The organism is Donghicola mangrovi (assembly GCF_013377535.1).
GTDB lineage: Bacteria > Pseudomonadota > Alphaproteobacteria > Rhodobacterales > Rhodobacteraceae > Donghicola > Donghicola mangrovi.
Genome location: NZ_JABCJE010000001.1, coordinates 431,143 through 455,078 on the forward strand (window position 1 = coordinate 431,143; position 23,936 = coordinate 455,078).

A 23,936-nucleotide genomic window follows, 5' to 3' on the forward strand; every position below is an offset into this window, starting at 1 on the left:
GGGTGGACAGGGCGTGATGACGCACGTCTGTACCCCAAGGAGTCTTTATGTCTGCTCTATCCCTGTGTCTCGTGATCGCTGCGGCGGTCTGCCATGCCAGCTGGAATTTCTGCATCAAGCGGATCAACGGCGGCCCCGAACTGATCTGGCTGTTTTCTGCCCTGTCGGTGCTGATCTACGGCCCCGTTGCTGTCTGGGTCCTGCTAGACACCCACACGGCCCTAACCCTGCTGGCTTGGGCCTTTGTGATCGGCAGCGCGGCGCTTCATCTGGCCTATCTGGTGCTGCTGCAAACCGGCTATCGCAAGGGGGACCTGTCACTGGTCTATCCCGTCGCCCGTGCCACGGGGCCGATCCTGTCCTCGGCCTTTGCTGTGCTGCTGCTGGGGGAACACATCACCCCGCAGATGGGCGGCGGCGCGGCGATTATCATCTTCGGTGTCTTCATGCTGACCGGCGGGATCAAGGCCGGGGCGACGCGCACCGGCACCTCATTGGGGTTCGGCCTAGGTGCAGGGCTGCTGATCGGCAGCTATACCGCGTGGGACGCCTACACGGTGGCGGCGCTGGCGGTGCCCCCTGTCCTGCTAGAGATCACGTCGAACATCGGGCGCACGGCCTTGCTGGCCCCCATCGCCCGCCAGCGCAAGGATCTGGTCCGGCAGCACTGGCAAACCCACAAGCTGGCCGTGATCACCATCGCGGTGCTGAACCCTTTGGCCTATATTCTGGTGCTCTATGCGATGCGGATTGCGCCCGTGACCTATGTGGCCCCGATCCGCGAACTCAGCGTCCTGCTGACGGTTCTGGCCGGTAGCCTGATATTGGGCGAAGGGCACCTGCGCTGGCGTCTGACGTGGGCGGCAGTGATCTTTGGCGGGATCACCCTGCTGGCCAGCGCCTAGTGTCCCAGATAGTCCCGCAGCGCCTGATCCGGGTTCGCAAACAGGTCTTCGGTGTCTCTGGGGGCCAAGGCCACCCCTTGATCCACCACGACCACCAGATCGGCAAAGCGGCGGGCGTCCTCGGGGTCATGGGTGACCATCAGAATGGTGGCGCCGACTTCGGCCGCGATCTGCTGGACCAGCGCCAGCATTTCCGACCGAAGCCCGGGTCCCAGCGCGGCAAAGGGTTCGTCCAGCAGCCACAAAGGGCGGTCCTGTAGCAGCACGCGGGCCAGCGCCACGCGGCTCTGTTGGCCGCCTGACAACTGCGAGGGTTTGCGGTTCTCCAGCCCGTCCAGCCCGACACGCGACAGGGCCAGCCCGACACGCTGGCCTTGAGCCTTGGTTAGGCGCCCTTGGGACAGCGCGAGGCCGACATTCTGCGCGGCGGTCAGGTGGGGAAACAGGTTCTGGTCCTGAAACAGCATCGCTATGGGGCGCTTGCCGGGGGCCAAGTCGCCAAGGGGCGCGCCATTCCACAGGACCTTGCCCTGCGCCTCGGCGAAGCCCGAGATCGCGGACAGCAGCGTCGATTTCCCCCCGCCAGACGGCCCGATGATCGCCACCCGCGCGCCAGTCGGCACGGACCAGTCGGCGGTCAAGCGGAAGTCGTCTTGAACGATGTCCAATCCCTCAAGTGTCAGCATTGATCCGCCCTCCGCGGTCAAAAATCCAGAACAGTCCAAAGCTAAGGATCAGCAGCAGCAGCGCCGCCCCCGCCGCCTGCTCCATCCGGTAGGCCCCCATCAAGCGGTACATCTGCAAGGGCAAGGTCGCCGTATCGGGGTCGGCAAACATGGTGATCACCCCCAGATCGCCCATCGCCAGAGCGCCCGTCAAACCCGCCGCAAACCCCAAGGGCCTGCGCAACCGTGGCAACATCAGCCACCGCAGCCGCGCCCATCCGTGCAGGTCCAGACTGTCGGCCAGGCGGCCATGCTCTGCCTCGATCTGTGCGGCGGCGGGGCGCAGGATACGCAGTGCAAAGGGCAAGGCCATCACCGCATTCACCGCCGCCGTCACGGGCAAGGCCACATCCCACGGCGCAATGAACGGGTTGATCATTAGATAAAGGCCAGTCCCCAGTACCAAGGGTGAACTGGCGATGCCCATCAGGCCGACCAGTTCAATCCACTTCCTACGGGACAGGGCCAGCGGCAGGGCCAGCACCAACGTCACCGCCACGGCCCCCAAGGATACCGCCACCGAGTATAGCGCCGCGTACCAGACCGACGCGGGCAACGTCGCGATGGCCCCTGCCCCGCGCAGACCGATCGCCGCCAAAGGCAGCAGCAGGAACAGAGCCACCAGCGCAATCCAGAAACCGTCCACAATGCGGCTGCCATCCCAGCGGGGCACCACTCTGTCCAACCCGCCAAAGCCCGCTTCGGGCAGGGTCAGCTTCATGGCGGCCAAAGCCGCGCCTCCGGCCAGCACCAGCTGCACCACGGCCAGCTGCGCGGCCTTGCCGATGTCGAAATCGAAACGGAACGCCTGATAGATCGCCAGCTCCACCGTCGTCGCCTTAGGCCCTCCGCCCAAGGTCAGCGCCACCGCGAAAGATGACAGACAGATCACGAAAATCACCATCGCCGCCCCCGGCGCAATCCTCCGCAGCATCGGCCATTCGATCAGCCGGAACATCGTCCAAGGGCGCAGGTTCAGCGTGGCGGCCACACGGAACCGCTCGGCCGGAATGTCCTGCCAGCCTTGCAGCAGCAAGCGCGTCGCCAAGGGCAGGTTGAAAAACACATGGGCAAGCAGAACGCCGTGCAGCCCGTAAATCTTGACCGCTGGCAGGCCGAACAGCCCCATCACGTCAGACAGCCATCCCTTTTGGCCGAACACCGCCAGCAGGCCCAGAATGGCCACGATCACCGGCAGAATGAACGGAGCCCCCAGCAAAGCCACCAGCGCCGAGCGACCGCGAAACCGGCGCCGCGCCAATGCCCGGGCCACGGGCACCGCCAGCCCGACAGACAGCACCGCCGACAGGGCGGCCTGCCACAGGGTGAACCAGACCGCATCCCACGACCGGCCATCCAAAGGGGACAGTCCTCCGGCCCGCCAGATGACCGCGGCCAGAGGCAATAGAACCGCCGCGCCCACAAGCGCGGCGGCAATCAGGGGGATCAGCCCCCGAAGGCGGTCAGCCATTCCTCGAGCGCGGCATCGCGCAGGGCAGCGGCTTCGTCTTCGGAATAGAAGATCGCCTTGTCGGGCATGGGCAGTTCGCGGAAGCCATCGGGCCACTGATCCCGCGGCAGCGCCGACGGGTAGGACCAGTTGGCGGTCGGGATCATCTTCTGGAAATCCTCGCTCAGGACATAAGCCAGGAACTGATCCGCCAGCTCGGGCTGCTGGGTGGTCGCGGTTTTCGCCACCAGTTCAGCCATGAAATAGTGACCCTCGGGGAAGATCGCTGCCTGCTTGGTCAGGTCACCCTCGGCGATGATGTGATAGGCAGGCGAGGTGGTGTAGCTCATCACCATGTCCGCTTCGCCATCGGTAAACAGGCCATAGGACTCGGACCAGCCCTTGGTCACGGTCAGCACTTTGGGGGCCAGTTTGGCCCATGCTTCAGGGGCCTTGTCGCCGTAGATCGCCTTGACCCACAGCAGGGTCGCCAGACCCGAGATCGAGCTGCGCGGGTCCTGCAGGACAATCTTGTAGGTATCGTCAGGCGCGTTCAGCAGGTCCTCGAACGAGGCGGGCGGGTTCGCCATTTTCTCGTTGTTGTAGACGAACGCGGTGTAGCCCCAGTTGAAGGGGAAGAACGTGTCGTCGTTCCACTCGATCGGCAGGGTCAGACCGGACAGGTCCTGACCGTGGGGCGCGAACAGGCCGCTCTCGCGGGCTTGCTTGCTGACGTCGGTGTTCAAACCGATGACCACGTCCGCGCGGTTGCGCTCGCCCTCCAGCAGCAGGCGGGGCAGCACGTCGCCGGCCTGATACTGGACGTCACAGGCGCAGATCGCCTCGAAGCCCTGTTCGATGCTGGGACCGGGGCCCCATTCGCTGGTGAAATAGTCGGGGGCATAGATCGTCAGCACAGGCTTGTCCTCGGCGGCTGCCGAGGCGGCTGCGATCAGACCCGTTGCAAATACAAGCGCCTTGTTCATGAGGGCGTCTCCTACTGTTACGGGCGGAGACGGTTTGGACCTGTGAACCAGAAAACCAACCTTCCCTCCGCCGGTCCTAACCGGTTCAGGTTCTACGGGTTCGCGCATCCGCGCATCTCAGGCCGCATCCGGCCACCCCGAGGTGCCCCAACACCTAGAACGGAGCCCCCTGTAATGCAAGGGCCGCGCTTGCCACTGGCGCGGGCGTCCTTTATCGAACGTCCCCAAGCAACAGGAGCCAGCCCAATGAGCTTGAATACCTTTGGTCACATCTTCCGCGTCACCACTTGGGGTGAGAGCCACGGGCCTGCCTTGGGCGCAACGGTGGACGGCGTGCCGCCGAACGTCGAGATCACGCCCGAGATGCTGCAGGTCTGGCTGGACAAGCGCAAACCCGGTCAGAACAAGTTCACCACCCAGCGCCGCGAGCCGGACGAGGTGGAGATCCTGTCGGGTGTCTTCGAAGGCAAGACCACCGGCACCCCTGTGCAGCTGATGATCCGCAACACCGACCAGCGCTCCAAGGACTATGGCGATATCGTCGAAAAGTTCCGCCCCGGTCACGCTGACATCACCTACTGGCAGAAATACGGCATCCGCGATTATCGCGGCGGCGGGCGTTCATCTGCCCGTGAGACGGCGGCCCGTGTGGCGGCTGGCGGCTTGGCCCGCGCGGCACTGGACAAGCTGGTGCCGGGGATCGAGATCAAAGGCTACATGACCCAGATGGGCCCCCATGCGATTGACCGTGCACGGTTCGATTGGGACCAGATCGACCAGAACCCCTTCTGGACCCCGGACGCTGTGGCGGCGGACGAGTGGGCCGAGTATCTGGACGGTCTGCGCAAGTCGGGCGAGAGCGTCGGCGCGATCATCGAGGTTGTGGCGCGCGGCGTCCCCGCCGGTCTGGGTGCGCCGATCTATGGCAAACTGGACACCGATCTGGCCGCCGCGATGATGAGCATCAATGCCGTGAAAGCGGTCGAGATCGGCGAAGGAATGAACGCCGCCTGTCTGACCGGCAGCGCCAATGCGGACGAGATTTACATGGGGCCGAACGGGCCGGAGTACAGCTCGAACCACGCGGGCGGTATCTTGGGCGGGATTTCGACCGGCCAGGACGTGGTTGTGCGCTTTGCGGTGAAGCCGACCTCTTCGATCCTGACGACCCGCAAAACTATCACCAAAGCGGGCGAGCCTGCGGAGATCATCACCAAGGGCCGTCATGATCCTTGCGTTGGTATCCGTGCAGTTCCCGTGGGCGAAGCGATGATGGCGTGCGTGATCCTGGACCACCTGCTGCTGCACCGTGGTCACGTTGGCGAGAACCAAGGGAAAATCGGCTAAGCGCCGGGGCGCTGCCCCGGACCCCGGGGTATTTTAGCCAAGATGAAGTGAGGGCGCCCGGCTGTTATGCGGGGCGCTTTTCTGTTTGCGGAGCTTCTTTGGAGAGCTGGACGGCAAGGATGCCTGCCGCGATGATCGCAACGCCGACAATGTCGAGGGTGCCGATCTGTTCACCCAGCAGAAGGGCCGCGATGGCGACGCCAAAGAAGGGATTCAGGAAGTGGAAGGTGGCGGCGCGGACGGCTCCAATCCGCTCGACCAGCCAGAACCACACGAGGGTCGCCAGAAGGCCGGGGATCAGCGTGGTATAAAGGAAGGCCAGCGTCAGGCGCGGGGTCAGGGTGACGTCCAGCGTCGGCAGCTCATAGATTGCGGCAAAGGGGAACAGGGCGGCAGAGCCCACCAGCATTTGCAGGCCCACGACCATCAGTCGGTTGCCGCCAGCTGAGGCCACGCGCACCGACAGGGTTGCCGCAGAGAGTGACGCCACACCAAGGCCGCAGAGCAAGAGGCCCCACGCATCCGCGCCCGCCTGAACCCGCGTGCCCATGATCAGCGCCACACCTGCGATGCCAGCCCCAAGACCAAGCCACCCAGCAGGGCGCACCGACTGGCCAAAGAACGCAACGCCCACCAGCGCCACCCAGAGCGGCATGGTGGAGGCGACGATAGAGGCGAGCGAAGCCTCGACCGTTTGCATAGCGATGAAGTTCAGCCCCAGATAAAGCGCGTTCTGGCAGAGGCCGAAGATCACGGTCGCGCGCCATTGGGCTGCGCTAAGGCGGGGACGTTGCCCAAGGGCCCACGCGATGCCGATCCCGACCACGCCGGACACCAGAAACCGCAGGGACAGGGCCGTCAGCGGGGGCGCTTCGGCGACGATCATCCGCGCCGAGGTAAAGGCCGACGACCACATCAGGCCAAAGGCCAGACCGGCCAGCATCGCGCGAATATCCATAGTGTCCCCCACCCGTTGGTAATTCGCCGGAGCCTGCCAGACAGACAGCTATTGATCCAGCGAAACGTGGGGCATGACAGCCATGCACCAGTGACATAGCTGAAGTGCAAAAAAGAAAGGGCCTCTGAGACCAGAGACCCTTCGAACCTTTGCGGAGATCCGCAAAAAGATCAGCCGTTGACGCTGTCTTTCAGAGCCTTCGCGACGGTCACCTTGACCACCTTGTCCGACTCTTTCTTGATCTGTTCGCCGGTCGCGGGGTTACGCACCATACGCTCGGGACGCTCGCGGCAGTAGAACTTGCCAACGCCAGGCAGGGTTACCGAACCGCCGGCTGCAACTTCGCGGGTGATGATCGCGGTCACTGCGTCCAGTGCCTGCGCTGCCGCTTTCTTCTCTGCCCCCATCTCCTCGGCCAGAGCCGCAACCAGTTGGGTTTTCGTCATAGGCTTCGTTGCCATTTCTGGTCTCCGTTATTTTATTCCCGATCATCGCCGGGTAACTGTTGGGGCATCTAACGCGAAATATCAGGACAAGACAATCTCAATGGCCTTTTTTTCAAGGCCATGTTGCAGATTTTTGCGCATTTACCACAGTTCAGAGAAAGGCTGTTTCCTCGAATGACCGTAGTTTGCGGGAATGGATACGCTCGAGCGGCATCTCACTGAGCCTTTCCATTGCCCTGATCCCAATCAGAAGGTGACGTGCAACCTGAGTTTTATAAAAATCGCTCGCCATGCCGGGTAGTTTTAGTTCTCCGTGCAACGGCTTGTCGGACACGCACAGCAAGGTGCCATAGGGCACGCGGAACCGGAATCCGTTGGCCGCAATCGTGGCGCTTTCCATGTCCAGCGCGATGGCGCGGGACTGCGACAAACGCTGCACAGGGCCGGACTGGTCGCGCAGTTCCCAGTTACGATTGTCGATGGTGGCAACTGTGCCGGTCCGCATGATGCGCTTCAGTTCGTAGCCTTCCAACTCGGACACTTCTTCCACTGCATCTTCCAGTGCGATCTGGATTTCAGCCAGAGCGGGAATGGGCACCCAAACTGGCAAGTCTGCGTCCAGCACGTGGTCCTCTCGCAGGTAAGCGTGGGCCAGAACAAAGTCGCCCAAGGCTTGCGTGTTGCGCAACCCTGCGCAGTGACCAACCATCAGCCACGCATGGGGGCGCAGCACCGCGATGTGGTCCGTGGCGGTTTTCGCGTTCGACGGACCCACCCCGATGTTCACCAAAGTGATTCCGCTGCCGTCCGCCTTTTTCAGGTGATAGGTCGGCATCTGGGGCATTTTCTTGGGCGTCTCGATGGGGGTTTCGCCATCGGTGATCTCGACATTTCCGGTCGAGACGAACGCGGTATAGCCGCTGGCCTTGTTCGCTAGCATCTGGCGGGCGTAGGCCTCGAACTCCTCGACATAGAACTGGTAGTTTGTGAACAGAACGTGGTTCTGGAAATGCGAGGGGTCGGTCGCAGTGTAATGCGCCAGACGGGCCAGCGAATAGTCCACGCGCTGCGCGGTAAAAGGGGCCAGCGGCCGCGCGCCGTCGGGATAGGTGAAGCCTTCGCCATTCACGATGGCGTCGTGGGTGATGTTCAGGTCCGGCACGTCGAACACATCCCGCAGGGGGAAGTTGGCCGCGCCCTGATGGGGGATCACGATATTGGCGTCCGACAGCACGGCAAAGTGGATCGGCATCGGCGTTTCCGACGGGCCAATCGACACCGGCTGATCGTGGTTTTCAATCAGCAGGCCGATTTGCTGCTCCAGATAGTTCGCGAACAGATCGGGGCGCGTGATCGTCGTGGCATAGGTGCCCGGCTCGACCACGTGACCAAAGCTGAGACGGCTGTCCAGCTTGGCATAAGAGGTCGAGACAAAGCGCACCTCGGGGTAGAACGCGCGGAAACGGGCGCGGTGGGGGGCGCCTTCGATCAGTTCCTGAAAGCGGTCGTGCAGATAGCCGGTCGCCTCGTCATACAGCTCTTGCAGACGGGCGACGGCGGCTTTGGCATCGGTGAAGTATTGGTGACCCCGGTTCTCGGGGGTCTCGATCGGCAGTTCGGGCTTGTTCATTTATGGTTAGCTTTCTTCAAACAGGTCCGTGATTTCAAATGTGGTCACATCCACCAGCCCCAAGTCGCTGATGCGCAGGGCGGGGATCACGACCAGCGCCAGCAGCGAATGCTGCATGAACGCGTTGTTCAGGGTGCAGCCGCAGGCCTGCATCGCGTGCCCTAGGGCGGTTGCTTTGGCCGCCACGGTTGCGGCGTTGTCGTCAGACATAAGGCCCGCGATCGGCAGTTCAACCAGCGCCTTTTCCTCGCCATCAGCGAATAGGGTCACGCCGCCGCCGACCCCGGCCAAGCGGTTCGCGGCCAGCGCCATCATCTCGCGGTCGGTGCCGACGACGATCATGTGGTGGCTGTCATGGGCCACGGTCGAGGCCATCGCCATCGGCTTGTCATAGCCGAAGCCGCTGACGAAGCCGTTGGTCACGCCCCCGGTCGCGCGGTGCCGTTCGACCAAGGCGATCTGGCAGATGTCCTGCGCGGGGTCGCCCTGCACCAAGCCATCGGTGACAGCCAGTTCAGCGATCAGCGCCTTGGTCGGGGCTTGGTTTTCGACGACGCCAATGACCTTGGCGGTGACGGTGTTCTTACCTTCGGGCGCGGCGATCTCGAAATCCGCCGCCACGCGGTCCTGATCCAGATGCACGGTGTTCCGCGCTGTATCAGGCCAGTCGAAATGCGGGCAATCGACCAGACATTCGCCCCCTTCGGCGATCAGTTGACCACGGGCATAGACCTGCTCGATCGGCAGGGTTTTCAGGTCCGAGGTCAGGATCACATCGGCGCGGCGACCGGGGGCAATCGACCCAAGCTCTCGCTCCAACCCGAAGTGGGTGGCGGTGTTGATCGTCGCCATCTGGATCGCGATCAGCGGGTCGCAACCGCATTCAATCGCATGGCGCACCACGCGGTTCATATGACCATCGTTCACCAAGGTGCCTGCGTTACAGTCATCCGTGCACAGGATGAAATTGCGCGGGTCCAGCCCCTTTTCGGTGACCGCGGTGATCTGCGTCTCCACATCGTACCAAGCGGACCCAAGCCGCATCATGTGGCGCATCCCCTGACGGGTGCGGGAAATGGCGTCCTCTTCGCAGGTGCCCTCGTGGTCATCCGCCGGGCCGCCCGCTGCATAGGCGTGAAACGCGGGCCCCCGATCGGGGCTGGCATAGTGGCCGCCCACCGTCTTGCCCGCCCGCTGGGTCGCAGCAATCTCGGCCAGCATCTTGGGGTCGACGTTGATCACCCCGGGGAAGTTCATCATCTCCCCAAGCCCGATGATCCCGGGCCAAGACATCGCGGCAACCACATCCTCGGGGGTGATTTCCTGCCCAGTCGTCTCCAAACCGGGGGCCGAGGGCGCGCAACTTGGCATCTGGGTAAAGGTGTTCACGGGCTGCATCAGCGCCTCATCGTGCATCATCTTCACGCCATCGAGGCCCAAGACATTCGCGATCTCGTGCGGGTCGGTGAACATGGTCGTCGTGCCATGGGGGATCACCGCGCGGGCAAATTCCGCAGGCGTCAGCATCCCCGATTCAATGTGCATATGCGCATCGCACAGGCCAGGCATCATGTAGCGCCCCGCCACATCGACGACCTCGGTACCTTCGCCGATGCAATGGCTGGCGTCCGGCCCGCAATAGGCAAAGCGCCCGTCCTTGATCGCAATGTCGGTATTTTCAATAACTTCGCGGGTGTGGACATTCACCCACCGCCCATTTTTCAAAACCAGATCGGCCGGCGCGCGCCCCGCAGCGACGGCAACCAGATTGGCCGCAACATCGGCCCAGGATTTCAAAGCAGTATGTGTCATGTTTCAAGTGTGACCGTTTTTGTTAGCGCCGCAAGTGGGCTTTGCACAGTTTACGGGCAGAATGCACCGTTCCAGATCACAGGGTTACGTCAGGTGTCTTGAAAAGCGGCAATCAGGCGCACAAACATGAGGCATGAAAAAGACTCTGCTCTCCTTCGGGCACGGCTACTCGGCCCAAGCCCTTGACCGTGTGCTGATCCCGCAGGGCTGGCGCATCTATGGCACCACCCGTTCCGCCGACAAAGCCGCCGAGCTAGAGGCCCGCGGGGTTATCCCCTTGGTCTGGGGCGATCCGGCGGTGCGCGATGCATTGGCCGAGTGTAGCCACATTCTGATTTCTGCCGGCCCCAAGGACGCAGGCGATCCGGTTCTGGCCCTGTACCGCGATGTGATCGCAGCGCGGGCGAGCGAGCTTGAGTGGGTCGGCTACCTGTCCACCACCGGTGTTTACGGCGACCACGATGGCGACTGGGTGACCGAGGACGCGCCGCTGGTCCCCGCCACTCCGCGCGGCATGTCCCGCAAAAACGCCGAGCAAGCATGGGGCAGCATCAGCGGGTTGCCTCTGCACATCTTCCGACTGGCGGGCATCTACGGCCCCGGCCGCGGCCCGTTCGAGAAGGTCCGCACAGGCAAAGCCCGCCGCATCATCAAAAAGGGACAGGTGTTCAGCCGCATCCACGTGGACGACATCGCGCAGGTTCTGGCGGCCTCGATCGCGCAGCCCAACCCCGGCCGCGCCTACAACGTCTGCGACAACGATCCCGCCCCGCCGCAGGACGTGATCGCCTATGCCGCCGAGCTGCTGGGGATGCCCCTGCCCCCCGCCGTCGCGTTCGAGGACGCGGACATGACCCCCATGGCCCGCAGCTTTTACGCCGAGAGCAAGCGCGTGGATAACACCCGCATCAAAGAGGAACTCGGCGTCGAACTGGCCTATCCCGACTATCGCGCGGGGCTCCAAAAATCCCTGTCGGTCGAGGATCCGCGCAGCTCTGTCCTGAGTTTTCTGGAACGCTACAACAACGCCTTTTACGCCCGCGACATCGCCGCGCTACAGGACTGCTATACCGAGGATCACGTCAGGTTCTGGGACAACCACGCCGGTTGCGACAGCGATGACCTGCCCGCCCATCTGGCCGCGGTGCGGGCATTCTTTGACAACGGCACGATCGAGCAACTGGAGATCGACGCACCCCAAGTCTGGTTCCACGGCGAAACGGCCACCCTGACGGCAACCCTGCGCTATGCCTCTGCCCCGAAACCGGGCGTGCGTAGCACGTTCTGTCTGAAGATGGACAAAGGGTCGTGGCGGGCGTTTCACGTCCACCACTCGATTGATCCGAACGAAGCTTAGGCCCGCTTGCCCAGTGCTTCGATGCCCATAACGCCGAGCACTTTGGCCTCGATATCCTCGGCGTTCAGGCCGGCGACTGCGTACATATCGCGGGGGCTGGCCTGATCGATAAAGATGTCCGGCAGAACCATGCTGCGGAACTTGAAGCCGCGGTCGAACACGCCTTCCTCGGCCAACAGATGCGAGACGTGGCTGGCGAAGCCGCCGATGGACCCTTCTTCGACGGTGATCATCGCGTCATGGGTTTCCACCAGCTTCAGGATCAGGTCGCGGTCCAGCGGCTTGGCGAAACGGGCGTCGGCCACGGTGGGGGTGATCCCCCGCGCCTCGAGCGCCTCGCAGGCCTGCAGGACTTCTTGCAGACGGGTGCCAAAGGACAGGATCGCAACGCCCTTGCCCTCTTTGATCATGCGGCCTTTGCCGATTTCCAAGGGAATGCCGCGTTCGGGCATCTCGACGCCGGTGCCCTCGCCACGGGGATAGCGGAAGCTGATCGGGCCCTGATCATAGGCGGTCGCGGTGGCAACCATGTGGACCAGTTCCGCCTCGTCCGCCGCCGCCATGACGACGAAATCGGGCAGGTTGGCCAGAAACGCGGTATCGAATGCGCCCGCATGGGTAGAGCCATCGGCCCCCACCAAACCGGCGCGGTCGATGGCGAAACGCACGGGCAGGCGCTGGATCGCCACGTCATGCACCACTTGGTCGTAACCGCGCTGCAAGAACGTCGAATAAAGCGCGCAGAACGGACGCAGGCCGCCTGCCGCCAGACCGGCGGCAAAGGTCACCGCGTGCTGTTCGGCGATACCTACGTCGAAGCAGCGGCTGGGGTAACGGTCCTGAAACTGCTTCAGGCCGGTGCCATCGGGCATCGCGGCGGTCACGGCGCACACCTTGGTATCGCGGGCCGCCTCGTCCAGCAGCGCCTTCGAGAACACGCCAGTATAGCTGGGGGCGTTCGAGGGCGCCTTATGCTGTTTTCCGGTGATCACGTCGAACTTGTTCACACCGTGGCCCTTGTCGGCGGCCGCCTCGGCGGGGGCGTAGCCTTTGCCCTTCTGGGTCAGCACGTGGATCAGCACGGGGCCGGTCGCGCGCTCTTTGAGCGTGCGCAGGACAGGCAGCAGTTGGTCCATGTCGTGCCCGTCAATCGGGCCGATGTAGTTGAAACCCAACGCCTCGAACAAGGTGCCGCCGGTGGCCATGCCCTTCAGCATGTCCTTGGCGCGCTTGGCCCCCTCGCGGAAGGGTTCGGGCAAGAAACTGACCGCGCCCTTCGCCACCTCTTTGAGGTCATGCAGGGGGCGCTCGGCATAGAGCTTGGACAAATAGGACGACAGCGCGCCAACCGGCGGGGCGATCGACATCTCGTTGTCGTTCAGAATGACGAACAGGCGCTTTTTCAGGTGACCGGCGTTGTTCATCGCCTCATAGGCCATGCCCGCGCTCATCGAGCCGTCGCCAATCACGGCAACCGCGTCCCCCAGCCCTTCGTCACAAGAGCCCCCCAGATCACGGGCCACGCTGAACCCCAGCGCCGCGCTGATCGAGGTGCTGGAATGCGCCGCGCCGAACGGGTCATAGGGGCTTTCGCTGCGTTTGGTGAAGCCGGACAGGCCGTCCTTTTGGCGCAAGGTGCGGATGCGGTCGCGGCGGCCGGTCAGGATCTTGTGGGGATAGCACTGGTGGCTCACGTCCCAGATGATCTTGTCCTTGGGCGCGTCAAAGACCGCGTGCAAAGCGACAGTCAGTTCCACCACACCAAGGCCCGCGCCAAGGTGGCCACCGGTCTCGGACACGGCGCTGATGGTCTCGGCCCGCACTTCGCGCGCCAGCTGTTTGAGCTGCGCATCGGAAAGGCCCTGCATATCCGCAGGGGTGTGGACCTGATCCAGCAACGGGGTCTCGGGACGGTTCGACATGTGGCGGCGCCTCCTTGGGGGCGTTTCAGCTTTCGCGCGAGATAACGAAACGGGCGGCTTCCCGCAAGCTCTCGGCCCCATTTCCATAGGGAGATAGAGCGTCGCAGGCCTGTGTCACCAGATCAGCGGCACGGGTTCGCGCCCCGTCCAGACCCAGCAAAGATACGAATGTGGCTTTGCCAGCCTCGGCGTCCTTTTGCAGGCGCTTGCCGGCTTTGGCCTCGTCTCCGGTTTCATCCAGAATGTCATCGGCGATCTGGAAGGCAAGCCCCAGCGCCTTGGCATAGGTGGACAGCGGAGTCACATCGGCCTGCGCCAGACGTGCGCCAGCCTCGGCCGACCACTGGATCAGGGCACCGGTTTTGCCATCTTGCAGCTTGGTGATCTGCTCTAGCGTCAGCGGGGTTTCAGCGGTCTCGGCGGCGATATCAAGCGCCTGCCCATAGACCATCCCCTGCGCGCCAGAGGCCCGCGCCAAGGTCAGGCACAGATCGGCCCGCACATCGCCAGAGCCCACCGCAGGGTCAGCACACAACTCGAACGCCAGCGTTTGCAGGGCATCACCGGCCAGAACGGCGGTCGCCTCGTCCCACTTGATGTGAACTGTGGGCTGGCCACGGCGCAGGTCGTCGTCGTCCATGCAGGGCAGATCGTCATGGACCAGCGAATAGGCGTGCAGCGCCTCGATCGCGCAGGCGGGTAGGATCGCACGGGCGGGGTCCACATCGTGGAGACGCGCGCCCTCTAGCACCAGAAACCCGCGCAGACGCTTGCCGCCATTCAGGACAGCGTGCGCCATCGCGTGGTGCACAGGCTCGGTTCCCAGACCGGCAAAGATGCGGTCAAATTCGGACTGGATCGCGGATTTCGCCCGCGCCTGCCCTTCCAGAAAGTGCTGCATGGGGGATCAGAGGCCTTCGACAGGCTTCAGACCTGCGGGGTTGCCCTCGCCGTCCAGAGTGATTTGCGCGACCTTTTCCTCGGCGGCTTTCAGCTTGGCTTCGCAATGCTTTTTCAGCTCGGCGCCGCGCTGGTACAGGGCGATGGACTCTTCCAAAGGAACCTGACCGTTTTCCAGCTGGCCCACGACCTTTTCGAGTTCGGTCATGGCTGCTTCGAAGCTGAGTTCGCTTACCGGAGTGTCGTTCGTCATCGGGAGGCCCCTGCAAATATTCCGTTCAGACTGCCGCAATCTGCGACAGCCTATGTAAAATCATATTCCCTGAAATGGGTCGAGTCCCACGCCCTGTCCAGAGTTAATCCGGCGCAAGCATGTATCCGGCGCCCCGCACGGTCTGCAAATAGCGCGGCTGCTTGGGGTCTTCTTCCAGCTTGCGGCGCAGGCGGGTGATCTGGACGTCCACGGCGCGTTCCTGCGCTTGGCCTTTGTCGCGGCCCAATTCCTCGACCAGCTTGGTGCGGGTCAATGCCTCGCCGGGTTGGGCGGCAAAGATGCGCATCAGCTGCGCTTCGGTCGCGGTCAGGCGGATGGGGGCATCGCCCTGCCACATTTCGCCGCGGTCGATGTCATAGCGGATGGGCCCCAGTTGCAGCAGCTTGGGCGCGGCATCGGTTTCCACAGGCTCGGGCATCCGGCGCAGAATGGCGTTCATGCGCAAGAGCAGCTCTTTGGGCTCGAACGGTTTGGGCAAGTAGTCATCAGCGCCCGCCTCAAGGCCCGCGATCCGGTCCTCGGTCTCGCCCTTGGCGGTCAGCAGCAGGATCGGCGTCATGCGGGTGTCGCGCAGCGAACGGGTAAAGCTGACGCCGTCTTCGCCGGGCATCATCACGTCCATTACGATCAGGTCGAAATCCAGACCGGCCAGAATGCGACGCGCATGGGCGGCGTCGCGGGCGGTGGTCACCAGAAACCCGTTCCGGGCCAGAAACTTCTGTAGCAAACCACGAATACGCTCGTCATCATCGACAATCAGGATGTGGGGCGCTGGTTCGCTCATGTATTCTCCTCCCGCAGCGACAGGTATTGGCGTCGCATGTCGGGATCCATCATAGCCTCTAGTACGGTGCGAAAGCCAGCCACTGCTTCGGGACCCGCCGCACGGTACGCTGCGCGCATGCGCGCACGCTGCGCATCGGACAAACGTTGCTCCAGCGCCTCGCCCTCGGGGGTCAGGAACAGGTGGCGTTCGCGCTTGTCCTTCTCGCCGACACGCGACTCAACCAGACCGTCCGCGATCAATGTCCGCAGCACGCGGTTCAGCGATTGCTTGGTCACGCCGAGGGTGTTCAACAGATTGTTAACAGTGGTCCCGGGGCTACGGTTAATAAAGTGGATGGCACGGTGGTGTGCCCGTCCATACTCCATCCCGCCCAAAATCCGGTCGGGGTCTGCCGTAAACCCGCGATAAGCAAAGAACATTGCCTCGATGCCCTTGCGCAGTTGTTCATCGGTCAGGAACAGAAGGCTTTCGCCACTGTGTAAACCGGGATGTCCTCGCTCTTCCATCGGGGGCCCTCGCGTTAGCTTTCCATACTTCGTTTTTAAGTCAGCCTTGTTGACATTCCAAGAGCAGACTGTTAGCGAATCCTCGAATTTGCGCAACTTTATGTCCGCACCGGACCTGACTAGCGCAATTTTCGCAAATTTCGTGCTGAGAGAAGGATGCCGACGATGGCTGGCGCATATGACGATCGTGACGGAAAAATCTGGCTGGACGGCCAGCTTGTGGAATGGCGCGATGCCAAGGTCCACATTCTGACCCATGCTCTGCACTATGCCTCCTCGGTGTTCGAGGGCGAGCGTTGCTACAACGGCAAAATCTTCAAGTCGGTCGAGCATTCCGAGCGTCTGATCAAATCGGGCGAACTGCTGGACATGAAGATCCCCTACTCGGTTGAAGAAATCGAAGCAGCGAAAACCGCTGTTCTCGAGGCCAACGGCCTGACCGACGCCTACGTTCGCGTGATCGCATGGCGCGGCGCTGGCGAAGACATGGGTGTCGCCTCGGCGAAGAACCCCGTTCGCATGGCCGTTGCTGCGTGGACCTGGGGCGCCTACTACGGCGACGCCAAGATGAAGGGCGCCAAGCTCGACATCGCTAAGTGGAAACGTCCCTCGCCCGAGACTATCCCCACCGCTGCCAAGGCGGCCGGCCTCTACATGATCTGCACCATGTCCAAGCACGCTGCCGAAGCCAAAGGCTGCTCGGACGCGCTGTTCATGGACTACCGCGGTTATGTTGCCGAAGCGACCGGCGCGAACATCTTCTTCGTCAAGGACGGCGAAGTGCACACGCCCATCCCGGACGCGATCCTGAACGGCATCACCCGTCAGACCGTGATCGAGATGCTCAAAGCCAAAGGCATCACCGTCCACGAACGCCGCATTATGCCCGAAGAACTGGCCGATTTCGAACAGTGCTGGCTGACCGGCACCGCCGCCGAAGTGACCCCCGTTGGTCAGATCGGTGACTACACCTTTACCGTCGGCGACATCACCCGCGAGATCGCAGAAGAGTACGAAGCTCTGGTGCGTAGCTGATCGGTCATGGCCCCACGGCCATGACAGCGCCCGCCAAGCCTGCCCCTGCGGCAGAGCGCGGCGGGCGCTTTCCGTTTCAAGAGGTGCCACCATGTCCCAACGCCTAGCCCACATCGCCCTCGTGGTCCGCGACTATGACGAAGCCATCGCCTTCTACTGCGACACCCTCGGCTTTGATCTGATCGAAGACACCTACCAGCCCGAACAGGACAAACGCTGGGTGGTGGTGCGCCCGAAAGGGGATGGCAACGCCTCGATCGTGCTGGCGCGCGCCTCGAAACCCGAACAAGAGCCCTTTATCGGCAATCAGGCCGGTGGCCGCGTGTTCCTTTTCCTGCAAACCGATGATTTCTGGCGCGATTACAACGCCTACCGCGAAAAGGGCGTGACCTTTGTCCGCGATCCGCTGGAGGCCCCCTATGGTACAGTCGCGGTGTTCAAGGATCTTTACGGCACTCTTTGGGATCTGGTGCAGTTCACTGACGGACGCCCCTGACATTTGCCCCTAGCCCCTGCGGCGAAAACCGCTAGATTGCACCGCCATGAAGCTGACCCTGAACGCCCTCACCGACCTGCGCGACCTGCCGTTTGACACCATCATCGACGCCCGCGCCCCTGCCGAATTCGCCGAGGATCACCTGCCCGGCGCGATCAACCTGCCCGTCCTTGATGACGAGGAGCGGGCCAAGGTCGGCACGATTTACAAGCAGGTCAGCCCGTTTGACGCCCGCAAGATCGGTGGCGCGCTGGTCGCGAAAAACGTCGCCCGCCACCTCGAGGAAACGCTGCACGACCGCCAAGGCGGCTGGCGTCCTCTGGTTTACTGCTGGCGTGGCGGTCAGCGCTCTGGCTCTTTCGCGACCATTCTGGCGCAGGTCGGCTGGCGCGTTGGCCTGATCGACGGCGGGTACAAAAGCTATCGCCGCATCATCGTCAAAAGCATGCACGACGAGCCGATCCCCCACAAATTCATCCTGATCGACGGCCCCACCGGCACCGCCAAGACCGACCTTCTGGCCCACTTGAAGTCCGCCGGTGCGCAGGTCATCGACCTCGAGGGCATCTATGCCCACCGCGGCTCCTTGCTTGGCGCCGTCAGCCGCCCGCAACCCAGCCAGAAAATGGCCGAGGGCGATCTGGCCATGCAGCTGGCCCATCTCGACCCCGCAAAGCCCGTCTATGTCGAGGCCGAGTCCAGCAAGATCGGCAACCGCTTGGTGCCTCCGTCGGTCTGGAACGCCATGTGCGCCGCGCCCCGCATCCGCGTGAATGCCAGCATTCCGGCCCGCGCCGAATACCTGACCCGCGCCTATGCCGACCTGATCGACGACCCCGAAGCCTTGATCGAACGTATGGAGCCCCTGCGCAAACTCCAGAGCCGCGAGCTGGTGGATCACTGGATCGAGCTGGCCAAAGTTGGCGCCTTCAGCACGCTGGCCGCCGAGTTGATGGAACTGCACTACGACAGCCGCTACGAGAAATCTGCCAGCCGATATGACTACACCCTGCTTGGGGAAATCGACCTCGGGGATCGCATCGACGAGGCCGCGCTGACCCGCGCCGCCGAGCAATGTCTGGGGTTCAGCGCAGGGTAATCCGCGCCGGCCCCGCCACACATTCCCCGATCACCGCAGGCTGCGCGCCAGCCTGCTGCAACGCTGCCATCAGCGCCGGAACATCGGCCTGAGGCACCGCGGCAAGGAACCCGCCTGCCGTCTGCGGATCGTACAGAATTTCAGCCTCGGGCGGGATGAGCCCATCAATCGGTGCAGCGGTCCGGTTCAGATCATGCAGGCTGGACTTCTGCCCCCGCGCCAACAACTCCCGCGCGCCCGCATAGGCTGGCACGGCATCCAAGTCGATGACCGCGCCGCATCCGCTGGCCTCCAGCATTTCCCCCAGATGCCCGCCAAGGCCAAAGCCCGTCACATCGGTCAAAGCATTCACACCGCGCAGCGCCTCAGCCTCGGCCATGCGCGGCTCGACCTGTGCCGCAAGCAAGGCCGCCACATCGCGCCCATCCGCCGCCAATTGCATCTCGGCCGCCATGATCACCCCGGACCCAAGGGGCCGCGTCAGGATCAGCGCGTCACCTAACCGAGCCCCCGCCTTGGTCCGCGCAGGGCCGTCCAGAATGCCGGTCAGCGTCAGCCCCAGCGACAGCTCTGCCCCCAGCGTCGTATGCCCGCCCGCCAACGCCGCGCCGCATTCGGCCAGCGCACCGGTAATGCCCTCCATCACCTCGGCCAGTCGGCGTTCCTGCAGGCGCGGCGACATGCGCGGCAGCGTCAGGTTCACCAAGGCCGTCTGGGGCCGCGCGCCCATGGCAAAGATATCACCCAAGGCGTGGATCGTCGTGATGCGGGCGAACACCTTGGGGTCCTCCCAGAAGGCGCGCAGGTGGTCGGTGGTGATGACCTGTGTCACCTCGCCCATCCGCACGATCGCCGCGTCATCCCCCGGCCCCGTCACCAGATCGGGATGGCTGGTCGGAGTTACATTGGCCAAAGCCGCACGCAGCGGTCCGGCGGCCACCTTGGCGCCGCAGCCACCACACAGGGGCTTGCCGCCGCCCAATTCCTCTCGCACGCCATCCGCCACGTTAGCCGGCAAATCAGGGCCCGCCATCGGCTTCAGATCGCGGAACATGTTCATGAATTTCTGGTCGATGTGGTCTTTCCATTGCCACATCAGCGCGCCCTTGGGGTCGAGACCGCCCTTGTCCGCCAAGGCCCGCTTGTCCCCCAGCGACACCAGCTTCAGGAAGGTCTTTTGCGGACGGAAAGGTTTCACCTGCCCCGCCCCCAAAGCCGCCCGCAGGTTGTTCAGCAGCACAGGCGCGGCGCGGACCGCGTAGACGCCCGCCTTGGGACGGGGGCTCGGGTCCTGATGGCAGCAGTCGCCGCATGCAAAGACATTGGGATCGCTGGTCCGCAGCGCCTCGTCCACGCGGATGAACCCGTCCTTCAGCGCCAGCCCCGTCCCTGCCAACCAGTCATGAGGCCGCGCGCCCGCAGCGCCCACGGTCATCGCGGCGCTGACCTGCACACCGTTCGACAGCAGCACAGCATCGGAGCGAACCTCAGCAACTTCGGTTTGTTCGTGCACGGTAACGTTCCAACGGGCCAGTTCCGACCGCAGGATACGCTCGTGGCGGGGGGATTGTTCGGCCAGCAGGGCTTGGCGCTCGATGATCGACACTTGGCCACGCCCGCCCAAGGCATGGGCCATCGCCATGGCCAACTCGACGCCAGCCAAACCGCCGCCGATCACAGCCACATCACCGCCGCCAGCCGCCAGAAACTTCGCCCACTCAGCCGAATAACGGCCCAGAGGTTTCGCCGCCACGCCATGTTCCGCAAACCCCGCCAAAGCAGGCATGTCCGACGTGATCCCCACATCGACAGACGCCACGTCATAGGGCACAGCGCCATAGCCTTCGACGGTCACGACCTGCGCGGCCAAGTCCATCGCCGCAGCCCGCCCCATGATCAGCCGCGCGCCTGCGAACCGCGCCAGACGTACCAGATCAATGTCCAGATCGGCCCGCGCGTAATGACCCGCGATATGGCCGGGCAGCATGCCGGTATAGGGCGCCGCCGCCTGCGGGTCGATCACCGTCAGCCGGACGCCCGGCAGCGGGTTCATCCCCCACATCCGCAGCACCAAGGCATGGGCATGACCCCCGCCAACAAAAACCAGATCGCGGGTGTCAGGCAGCGATGTCAGCAAGGATCAGCCCTCTTGGGTTTTCTCCGGCTCGGGGCTCCATTCGGGACGCTCCAAGACGGCCCAGTTTGTATCGCCATTGGGTTCGGGCAGAGTTTCCTCGTGCGCGTGGCGGTGCAAATAGGCCTTGGAAATGAAGTTGGCGGTAATAGGCGCGGTAATGAACAGGAACAGCGTGATCAGCAGCTCGTGCAGGGACCCTTCGGCCTCGAATGCGAACGAGTAGATCATCGAGGCGATCAGCACACCGCCCACCCCCAGCGTGGTCGCTTTGGTCGGGGCGTGCAGGCGGGCCATCGGGTGATCCAGCTTGATCAGGCCATAGTTACCCACCAGACCGAACACCCCGCCGATAACCAGAAAGGCCGCGATGATGATTTCCATAACCATATCCAGTGCCCCTTATTCGATGATGTTGCCGCGCAGCATAAAGCGCGCATAAGCCACGGTGCCCACGAAACCCAGCATCGCCACGACCATCGCCGCCTCGAAGAAGATTTCGGTGCCCTGCTGCATCCCCTGAAGGGCCAGAATGGCGATGGTGTTGATCACCATCGTATCCAGCGCCAGCACGCGATCGCCCACTCCGGGGGCAAAGATCACGCGGTACAGCGTCAGCAGCAGACCAAGGCCGAAGCAGATAAAGGCAAAGTCCAGAGCGTACGAAATGATCATTCGAAAATCTCCTTCAGACGGGCCTCGTAGCGGGCTTTGATGTCGTCGCGAACGGCGTCCGGATCGGGCGCGTCCAGACAGTGGATCAGCAGCGCATGACCTTGGGCCGACACGTCAGCGGTCAGTGTACCGGGGGTCATGGTGATGGTGCCGGCCAGAACGGTGATCGCCTCGGGCGTTTTCAGATCCAGAGGAACAGTGATCCACGCGGGGCTGCGATCCTTGTTGGATTTGAACAGAACGATCAGGGCAACGTCGATGTTCGACTTGATGATGTCATAGATGACAATCATTACATAGGCCGCGATCTTGACCGGATGCTTCAACACCGGACGGTCCGGCCAATAAGGCGCGGTGACCGCCGGAATGATGATCCCCAAAATCAGGCCCAGAATGAACACACCCGGACCTGCGGTGTTATCGAGCAGCATCCAGACCAGCGTCAGCAAGGCGGTCAGATAGGGATGCGGGAACAGACGTTTCAGCATCAGTGAGCCTCCCCTTCAGTGGCCTTGGCAGGATGTTCAGTACCGTGGGCGCCGCCTTCGGTGTCCAGAAGACCCTCGTTGGTATCAGCGCCCTCGGTGCCTTCTTTTTCGTGGCTGGAGTCATGCGCCATGCTCTCGCTGGTCGCGTTGTTCAGCACGGCCGAGACATAGGCCTCGGAGTCGTAAAGCTGGGACGCGGTCACGATGGCAAAGCGGTGCATGGGGCCCGCCAGAACGGTCAGCGCCACAACACCGGCCATCAGCGCACCGATCGCCACAAAGGCCAGCGGCTGCTTGGGGTGATCGAACGCGGGCGCGTCAGTCTCGGGCAGGCCGTAACCCTTCCAGAAGACCAGCGAACCGGCGCGGCCAAAGCCCATGATCGCAATCAGCGACGTGATCAGAACAGCAGCCCAGATCCACCATTGGCCGGTCGCCGCATCAAGGATCAGCAGTTTACCAAGGAAACCCGACAGCGGCGGCATCCCCGCCATCGCAATCGCGGCGGCAAAGTAGAAGGCCGACACCAGACCGTTCTGCGGCATGGGACGATCTGCACGGATCGCGTCCTGCCACTGCGGACGGCGCGAAACCACGAGATCAACGATCAGGAACAGCGCAGCGGTCGCAAGGGTCGAGTGTACCACATAGTACACCGCCGCAGCCGATGCCTCGGGGGTAAAGAGCGCGATGGCGATCAGCAGGGTGCCAACCGAACCGATCGCGGCAAAGGCCACCATCTTGGACAGCGTCTTGGCCCCCAGAATGCCGATCATGCCCACCGCCAGCGACAAAACGATCACCGGCATCAGCCAGACATCATAGCTGCCTGCAATCGCGGGCGCGTCCTGCGGGAAAACCAGCGTGAACATGCGCAGGATGGCATAGGCACCAACCTTGGTCATGATCGCGAACAGCGCGGCCACGGGCGCGGGGCCTGCGGCATAGCTCTCGGGCAGCCAGAAATGCAGCGGCAGGATCGCCGCTTTGACCGCGAACACCATCAGCATCATCACCGCGCCGACGCGCAGAAGGGACGCATGTTCGGGGTCCATCGCAGCAACCCGCGCGCCCATATCTGCCATGTTCAGCGTGCCGGTGACGTTATAGAGCGTCCCCAGAGCGAACAGAAACAGGGTCGAGCCCAAGAGGTTGTAGATCACATACTGGGTGCCCGCCTGCAAACGGCGCGTGCCGCCGCCAAAGGTCATCAGACCATAGCTTGCGATCAGCAGGATCTCGAAGAACACGAACATGTTGAACGCGTCCCCCGTCAGGAAGGCGCCAAGCACACCCATCAGCTGGAACTGGAACAGCGCGTGGAAATGCTTGCCCCGTTTGTCCCAGTCGGACCCGATGGCGTACAGCATCACGCACATAGCCAGCACAGCAGTCAGCAGCACCATCAGCGCCGACAGACGGTCCAGCATCAGCACGATCCCGAACGGCGCGGGCCAGGCCCCCAGCTCGTAAACCCATATGTCGCCGGTGTTGGCGTGCACAAACAGACCGATCGCGTTGATCAGCAGGAGCGACAAACCAACCAGCGAGAACACCCGCTGCAGCGCCACCTGATGGCGGACGGCCAGAACAATGAATGCGCCGAGAAGGGTCGGCAGCAGGATCGGCGTAATGATCCAGTGGCTCATGCCCGGTCCTCCGATGCGTCTTCTTGCAAGTCGATTTTGTCATGCCCGCCGGACAGATACGCGGCCAAGGCCAGCATCAGAACCACAGCGGTCATACCGAAACCGATCACGATGGCGGTCAGAACCAGCGCCTGAGGCACCGGATCGGTATAGGTCACATGGGCCTCGTGGCCCTGCAGGATCGGGGGCGCGCCCACCACCAGTCGGCCCGTGGCGAACAGATAGGTGTTCACCGCATAGGACAGGAAAGAGGTCCCCAGAATGACCGGAAAGGTCCGCAGCCGCAGGATCAGATAGACCCCCGCTGCGGTCAGAACACCAATGGCGCTTGCGACAAGGAATTCGATGGTCATGG

Annotated in this window: 24 protein-coding genes, 1 pseudogene and 1 riboswitch; of the genes and pseudogenes, 7 read left to right on the forward strand and 18 right to left on the reverse strand. The window is 63.1% G+C overall.

Features of this window, described 5'->3' with window-relative positions:
- Positions 1-47: 47 nt before the first annotated feature.
- Complete coding sequence (locus tag HJ536_RS02300; RefSeq protein WP_177156516.1) at positions 48-905, forward strand: DMT family transporter; 858 nt, start codon at positions 48-50, stop codon at positions 903-905.
- Here HJ536_RS02300 and HJ536_RS02305 read toward each other — a convergent pair.
- Genes HJ536_RS02305 through HJ536_RS02315 form a run of 3 tightly spaced genes read right to left on the reverse strand, consistent with a single transcriptional unit; the run spans position 902 to position 4,066 of the window.
- The gene (locus HJ536_RS02305; protein WP_177156517.1) at positions 902-1,591 is read right to left on the reverse strand and encodes a thiamine ABC transporter ATP-binding protein; all 690 of its coding nucleotides are present in this window, start codon (positions 1,589-1,591) and stop codon (positions 902-904) included. The genes HJ536_RS02300 and HJ536_RS02305 overlap by 4 nt on opposite strands.
- Entirely contained in the window at positions 1,578-3,101 is a 1,524-nt protein-coding gene (locus HJ536_RS02310) for a thiamine/thiamine pyrophosphate ABC transporter permease ThiP (RefSeq protein WP_177156518.1), read from the reverse strand. The genes HJ536_RS02305 and HJ536_RS02310 overlap by 14 nt, the downstream gene beginning before the upstream one ends.
- Positions 3,077-4,066 carry a thiamine ABC transporter substrate-binding protein gene (locus HJ536_RS02315; RefSeq protein WP_177156519.1) on the reverse strand — a complete coding sequence of 330 codons (990 nt, stop codon included), beginning with the start codon at positions 4,064-4,066 and terminating at the stop codon, positions 3,077-3,079. Before HJ536_RS02315 ends, HJ536_RS02310 begins: the two co-directional genes overlap by 25 nt.
- Positions 4,067-4,111: 45 nt before the next feature.
- Positions 4,112-4,216: riboswitch (TPP riboswitch) on the reverse strand.
- 96 nt (positions 4,217-4,312) lie between these two features.
- Here HJ536_RS02315 and aroC point away from each other — a divergent pair.
- Positions 4,313-5,413 carry a chorismate synthase gene (aroC, locus tag HJ536_RS02320; RefSeq protein ID WP_177156520.1) on the forward strand — a complete coding sequence of 367 codons (1,101 nt, stop codon included), beginning with the start codon at positions 4,313-4,315 and terminating at the stop codon, positions 5,411-5,413.
- Positions 5,414-5,477: 64 nt separating this feature from the next.
- Here aroC and HJ536_RS02325 read toward each other — a convergent pair whose 3' ends face one another.
- The 4 genes from HJ536_RS02325 to ade all read right to left on the reverse strand — a co-directional run bounded on the left by HJ536_RS02325 (position 5,478) and on the right by ade (position 10,259).
- Positions 5,478-6,371: a DMT family transporter gene (locus HJ536_RS02325; RefSeq protein WP_177156521.1), complete on the reverse strand. Its 894-nt coding sequence runs from the start codon at positions 6,369-6,371 to the stop codon at positions 5,478-5,480.
- 170 nt (positions 6,372-6,541) lie between these two features.
- Positions 6,542-6,832: an HU family DNA-binding protein gene (locus tag HJ536_RS02330; protein ID WP_176852625.1), complete on the reverse strand. Its 291-nt coding sequence runs from the start codon at positions 6,830-6,832 to the stop codon at positions 6,542-6,544.
- A gap of 136 nt (positions 6,833-6,968) precedes the next feature.
- A complete protein-coding gene (locus HJ536_RS02335) occupies positions 6,969-8,447 on the reverse strand; it encodes an AMP nucleosidase (protein WP_177156522.1) in 1,479 nt (492 codons plus the stop codon).
- Positions 8,448-8,453: 6 nt separating this feature from the next.
- A complete protein-coding gene (gene ade, locus HJ536_RS02340) occupies positions 8,454-10,259 on the reverse strand; it encodes an adenine deaminase (protein ID WP_177156523.1) in 1,806 nt (601 codons plus the stop codon).
- A gap of 133 nt (positions 10,260-10,392) precedes the next feature.
- Between ade and HJ536_RS02345 the strand changes: the two are divergent.
- Together HJ536_RS02345 and HJ536_RS20815 are read left to right on the forward strand one after the other, a co-directional pair.
- Positions 10,393-11,244 (forward strand): annotated as a pseudogene (locus HJ536_RS02345) (SDR family oxidoreductase); the annotation flags it as partial.
- Between the two features lie 24 nt (positions 11,245-11,268).
- The gene (locus HJ536_RS20815) at positions 11,269-11,616 is read left to right on the forward strand and encodes a YybH family protein (RefSeq protein ID WP_228028629.1); all 348 of its coding nucleotides are present in this window, start codon (positions 11,269-11,271) and stop codon (positions 11,614-11,616) included.
- Here HJ536_RS20815 and dxs read toward each other — a convergent pair.
- The 5 genes from dxs to HJ536_RS02370 form a co-directional block, all read right to left on the reverse strand.
- Positions 11,613-13,538 carry a 1-deoxy-D-xylulose-5-phosphate synthase gene (gene dxs / locus HJ536_RS02350; RefSeq protein ID WP_177156525.1) on the reverse strand — a complete coding sequence of 642 codons (1,926 nt, stop codon included), beginning with the start codon at positions 13,536-13,538 and terminating at the stop codon, positions 11,613-11,615. The genes HJ536_RS20815 and dxs overlap by 4 nt on opposite strands.
- Before the next feature lie 25 nt (positions 13,539-13,563).
- Entirely contained in the window at positions 13,564-14,439 is an 876-nt protein-coding gene (locus HJ536_RS02355) for a polyprenyl synthetase family protein (protein WP_177156526.1), read from the reverse strand.
- 6 nt (positions 14,440-14,445) lie between these two features.
- Complete coding sequence (locus HJ536_RS02360) at positions 14,446-14,691, reverse strand: exodeoxyribonuclease VII small subunit (RefSeq protein WP_176852619.1); 246 nt, start codon at positions 14,689-14,691, stop codon at positions 14,446-14,448.
- A gap of 103 nt (positions 14,692-14,794) precedes the next feature.
- Positions 14,795-15,496 carry a response regulator gene (locus HJ536_RS02365; RefSeq protein WP_176852618.1) on the reverse strand — a complete coding sequence of 234 codons (702 nt, stop codon included), beginning with the start codon at positions 15,494-15,496 and terminating at the stop codon, positions 14,795-14,797.
- On the reverse strand, positions 15,493-16,005 hold the full coding sequence (locus HJ536_RS02370; RefSeq protein ID WP_176852617.1) for a MarR family winged helix-turn-helix transcriptional regulator: 513 nt from the start codon (positions 16,003-16,005) through the stop codon (positions 15,493-15,495). The genes HJ536_RS02365 and HJ536_RS02370 overlap by 4 nt, the downstream gene beginning before the upstream one ends.
- 165 nt (positions 16,006-16,170) lie before the next feature.
- On the opposite strand from HJ536_RS02370, the gene HJ536_RS02375 reads away from it, so the two are divergent.
- The 3 genes from HJ536_RS02375 to mnmH all read left to right on the forward strand — a co-directional run bounded on the left by HJ536_RS02375 (position 16,171) and on the right by mnmH (position 18,635).
- Positions 16,171-17,040: a branched-chain amino acid aminotransferase gene (locus HJ536_RS02375; RefSeq protein ID WP_177156527.1), complete on the forward strand. Its 870-nt coding sequence runs from the start codon at positions 16,171-16,173 to the stop codon at positions 17,038-17,040.
- Between the two features lie 91 nt (positions 17,041-17,131).
- Positions 17,132-17,536 carry a VOC family protein gene (locus HJ536_RS02380; protein WP_177156528.1) on the forward strand — a complete coding sequence of 135 codons (405 nt, stop codon included), beginning with the start codon at positions 17,132-17,134 and terminating at the stop codon, positions 17,534-17,536.
- Positions 17,537-17,582: 46 nt separating this feature from the next.
- Positions 17,583-18,635: a tRNA 2-selenouridine(34) synthase MnmH gene (gene mnmH, locus HJ536_RS02385; protein WP_177156529.1), complete on the forward strand. Its 1,053-nt coding sequence runs from the start codon at positions 17,583-17,585 to the stop codon at positions 18,633-18,635.
- Here mnmH and selD read toward each other — a convergent pair.
- The 6 genes from selD to HJ536_RS02415 are packed head-to-tail and all read right to left on the reverse strand — an operon-like array spanning position 18,622 to position 23,928.
- Positions 18,622-20,772, reverse strand: coding sequence for a selenide, water dikinase SelD (gene selD, locus HJ536_RS02390; protein ID WP_338082398.1), 2,151 nt, complete (start codon positions 20,770-20,772; stop codon positions 18,622-18,624). The two genes, mnmH and selD, sit on opposite strands and share 14 nt — an antisense overlap.
- 3 nt (positions 20,773-20,775) lie before the next feature.
- Positions 20,776-21,159 (reverse strand): Na+/H+ antiporter subunit G, encoded by a 384-nt coding sequence (locus tag HJ536_RS02395; protein WP_265575590.1) that lies wholly within the window; start codon positions 21,157-21,159, stop codon positions 20,776-20,778.
- Positions 21,160-21,171: 12 nt separating this feature from the next.
- The gene (locus tag HJ536_RS02400) at positions 21,172-21,441 is read right to left on the reverse strand and encodes a K+/H+ antiporter subunit F (protein WP_176853131.1); all 270 of its coding nucleotides are present in this window, start codon (positions 21,439-21,441) and stop codon (positions 21,172-21,174) included.
- Positions 21,441-21,932, reverse strand: a complete 492-nt coding sequence (locus HJ536_RS02405; protein WP_176852613.1) for a Na+/H+ antiporter subunit E — start codon at positions 21,930-21,932, stop codon at positions 21,441-21,443. The genes HJ536_RS02400 and HJ536_RS02405 overlap by 1 nt, the downstream gene beginning before the upstream one ends.
- Positions 21,932-23,581 (reverse strand): monovalent cation/H+ antiporter subunit D, encoded by a 1,650-nt coding sequence (locus HJ536_RS02410; protein WP_177156530.1) that lies wholly within the window; start codon positions 23,579-23,581, stop codon positions 21,932-21,934. The genes HJ536_RS02405 and HJ536_RS02410 overlap by 1 nt, the downstream gene beginning before the upstream one ends.
- Positions 23,578-23,928, reverse strand: a complete 351-nt coding sequence (locus HJ536_RS02415) for a Na+/H+ antiporter subunit C (protein WP_176853130.1) — start codon at positions 23,926-23,928, stop codon at positions 23,578-23,580. Before HJ536_RS02415 ends, HJ536_RS02410 begins: the two co-directional genes overlap by 4 nt.
- Positions 23,929-23,936 lie beyond the last annotated feature (8 nt).

Excerpts from the sequence above, each read along its gene's own strand:
- HJ536_RS02300 (WP_177156516.1), top strand. The coding sequence starts at position 48 with ATGTCTGCTCTATCCCTGTGTCTCGTGATCGCTGCGGCGGTCTGCCAT.
- HJ536_RS02305 (WP_177156517.1), bottom strand. The coding sequence starts at position 1,591 with ATGCTGACACTTGAGGGATTGGACATCGTTCAAGACGACTTCCGCTTG.
- HJ536_RS02310 (WP_177156518.1), bottom strand. The coding sequence starts at position 3,101 with ATGGCTGACCGCCTTCGGGGGCTGATCCCCCTGATTGCCGCCGCGCTT.
- HJ536_RS02315 (WP_177156519.1), bottom strand. The coding sequence starts at position 4,066 with ATGAACAAGGCGCTTGTATTTGCAACGGGTCTGATCGCAGCCGCCTCG.
- aroC (WP_177156520.1), top strand. The coding sequence starts at position 4,313 with ATGAGCTTGAATACCTTTGGTCACATCTTCCGCGTCACCACTTGGGGT.
- HJ536_RS02325 (WP_177156521.1), bottom strand. The coding sequence starts at position 6,371 with ATGGATATTCGCGCGATGCTGGCCGGTCTGGCCTTTGGCCTGATGTGG.
- HJ536_RS02330 (WP_176852625.1), bottom strand. The coding sequence starts at position 6,832 with ATGGCAACGAAGCCTATGACGAAAACCCAACTGGTTGCGGCTCTGGCC.
- HJ536_RS02335 (WP_177156522.1), bottom strand. The coding sequence starts at position 8,447 with ATGAACAAGCCCGAACTGCCGATCGAGACCCCCGAGAACCGGGGTCAC.
- ade (WP_177156523.1), bottom strand. The coding sequence starts at position 10,259 with ATGACACATACTGCTTTGAAATCCTGGGCCGATGTTGCGGCCAATCTG.
- dxs (WP_177156525.1), bottom strand. The coding sequence starts at position 13,538 with ATGTCGAACCGTCCCGAGACCCCGTTGCTGGATCAGGTCCACACCCCT.
- HJ536_RS02355 (WP_177156526.1), bottom strand. The coding sequence starts at position 14,439 with ATGCAGCACTTTCTGGAAGGGCAGGCGCGGGCGAAATCCGCGATCCAG.
- HJ536_RS02360 (WP_176852619.1), bottom strand. The coding sequence starts at position 14,691 with ATGACGAACGACACTCCGGTAAGCGAACTCAGCTTCGAAGCAGCCATG.
- HJ536_RS02365 (WP_176852618.1), bottom strand. The coding sequence starts at position 15,496 with ATGAGCGAACCAGCGCCCCACATCCTGATTGTCGATGATGACGAGCGT.
- HJ536_RS02370 (WP_176852617.1), bottom strand. The coding sequence starts at position 16,005 with ATGGAAGAGCGAGGACATCCCGGTTTACACAGTGGCGAAAGCCTTCTG.
- HJ536_RS02375 (WP_177156527.1), top strand. The coding sequence starts at position 16,171 with ATGGCTGGCGCATATGACGATCGTGACGGAAAAATCTGGCTGGACGGC.
- HJ536_RS02380 (WP_177156528.1), top strand. The coding sequence starts at position 17,132 with ATGTCCCAACGCCTAGCCCACATCGCCCTCGTGGTCCGCGACTATGAC.
- mnmH (WP_177156529.1), top strand. The coding sequence starts at position 17,583 with ATGAAGCTGACCCTGAACGCCCTCACCGACCTGCGCGACCTGCCGTTT.
- HJ536_RS02395 (WP_265575590.1), bottom strand. The coding sequence starts at position 21,159 with ATGGTTATGGAAATCATCATCGCGGCCTTTCTGGTTATCGGCGGGGTG.
- HJ536_RS02405 (WP_176852613.1), bottom strand. The coding sequence starts at position 21,932 with ATGCTGAAACGTCTGTTCCCGCATCCCTATCTGACCGCCTTGCTGACG.
- HJ536_RS02410 (WP_177156530.1), bottom strand. The coding sequence starts at position 23,581 with ATGAGCCACTGGATCATTACGCCGATCCTGCTGCCGACCCTTCTCGGC.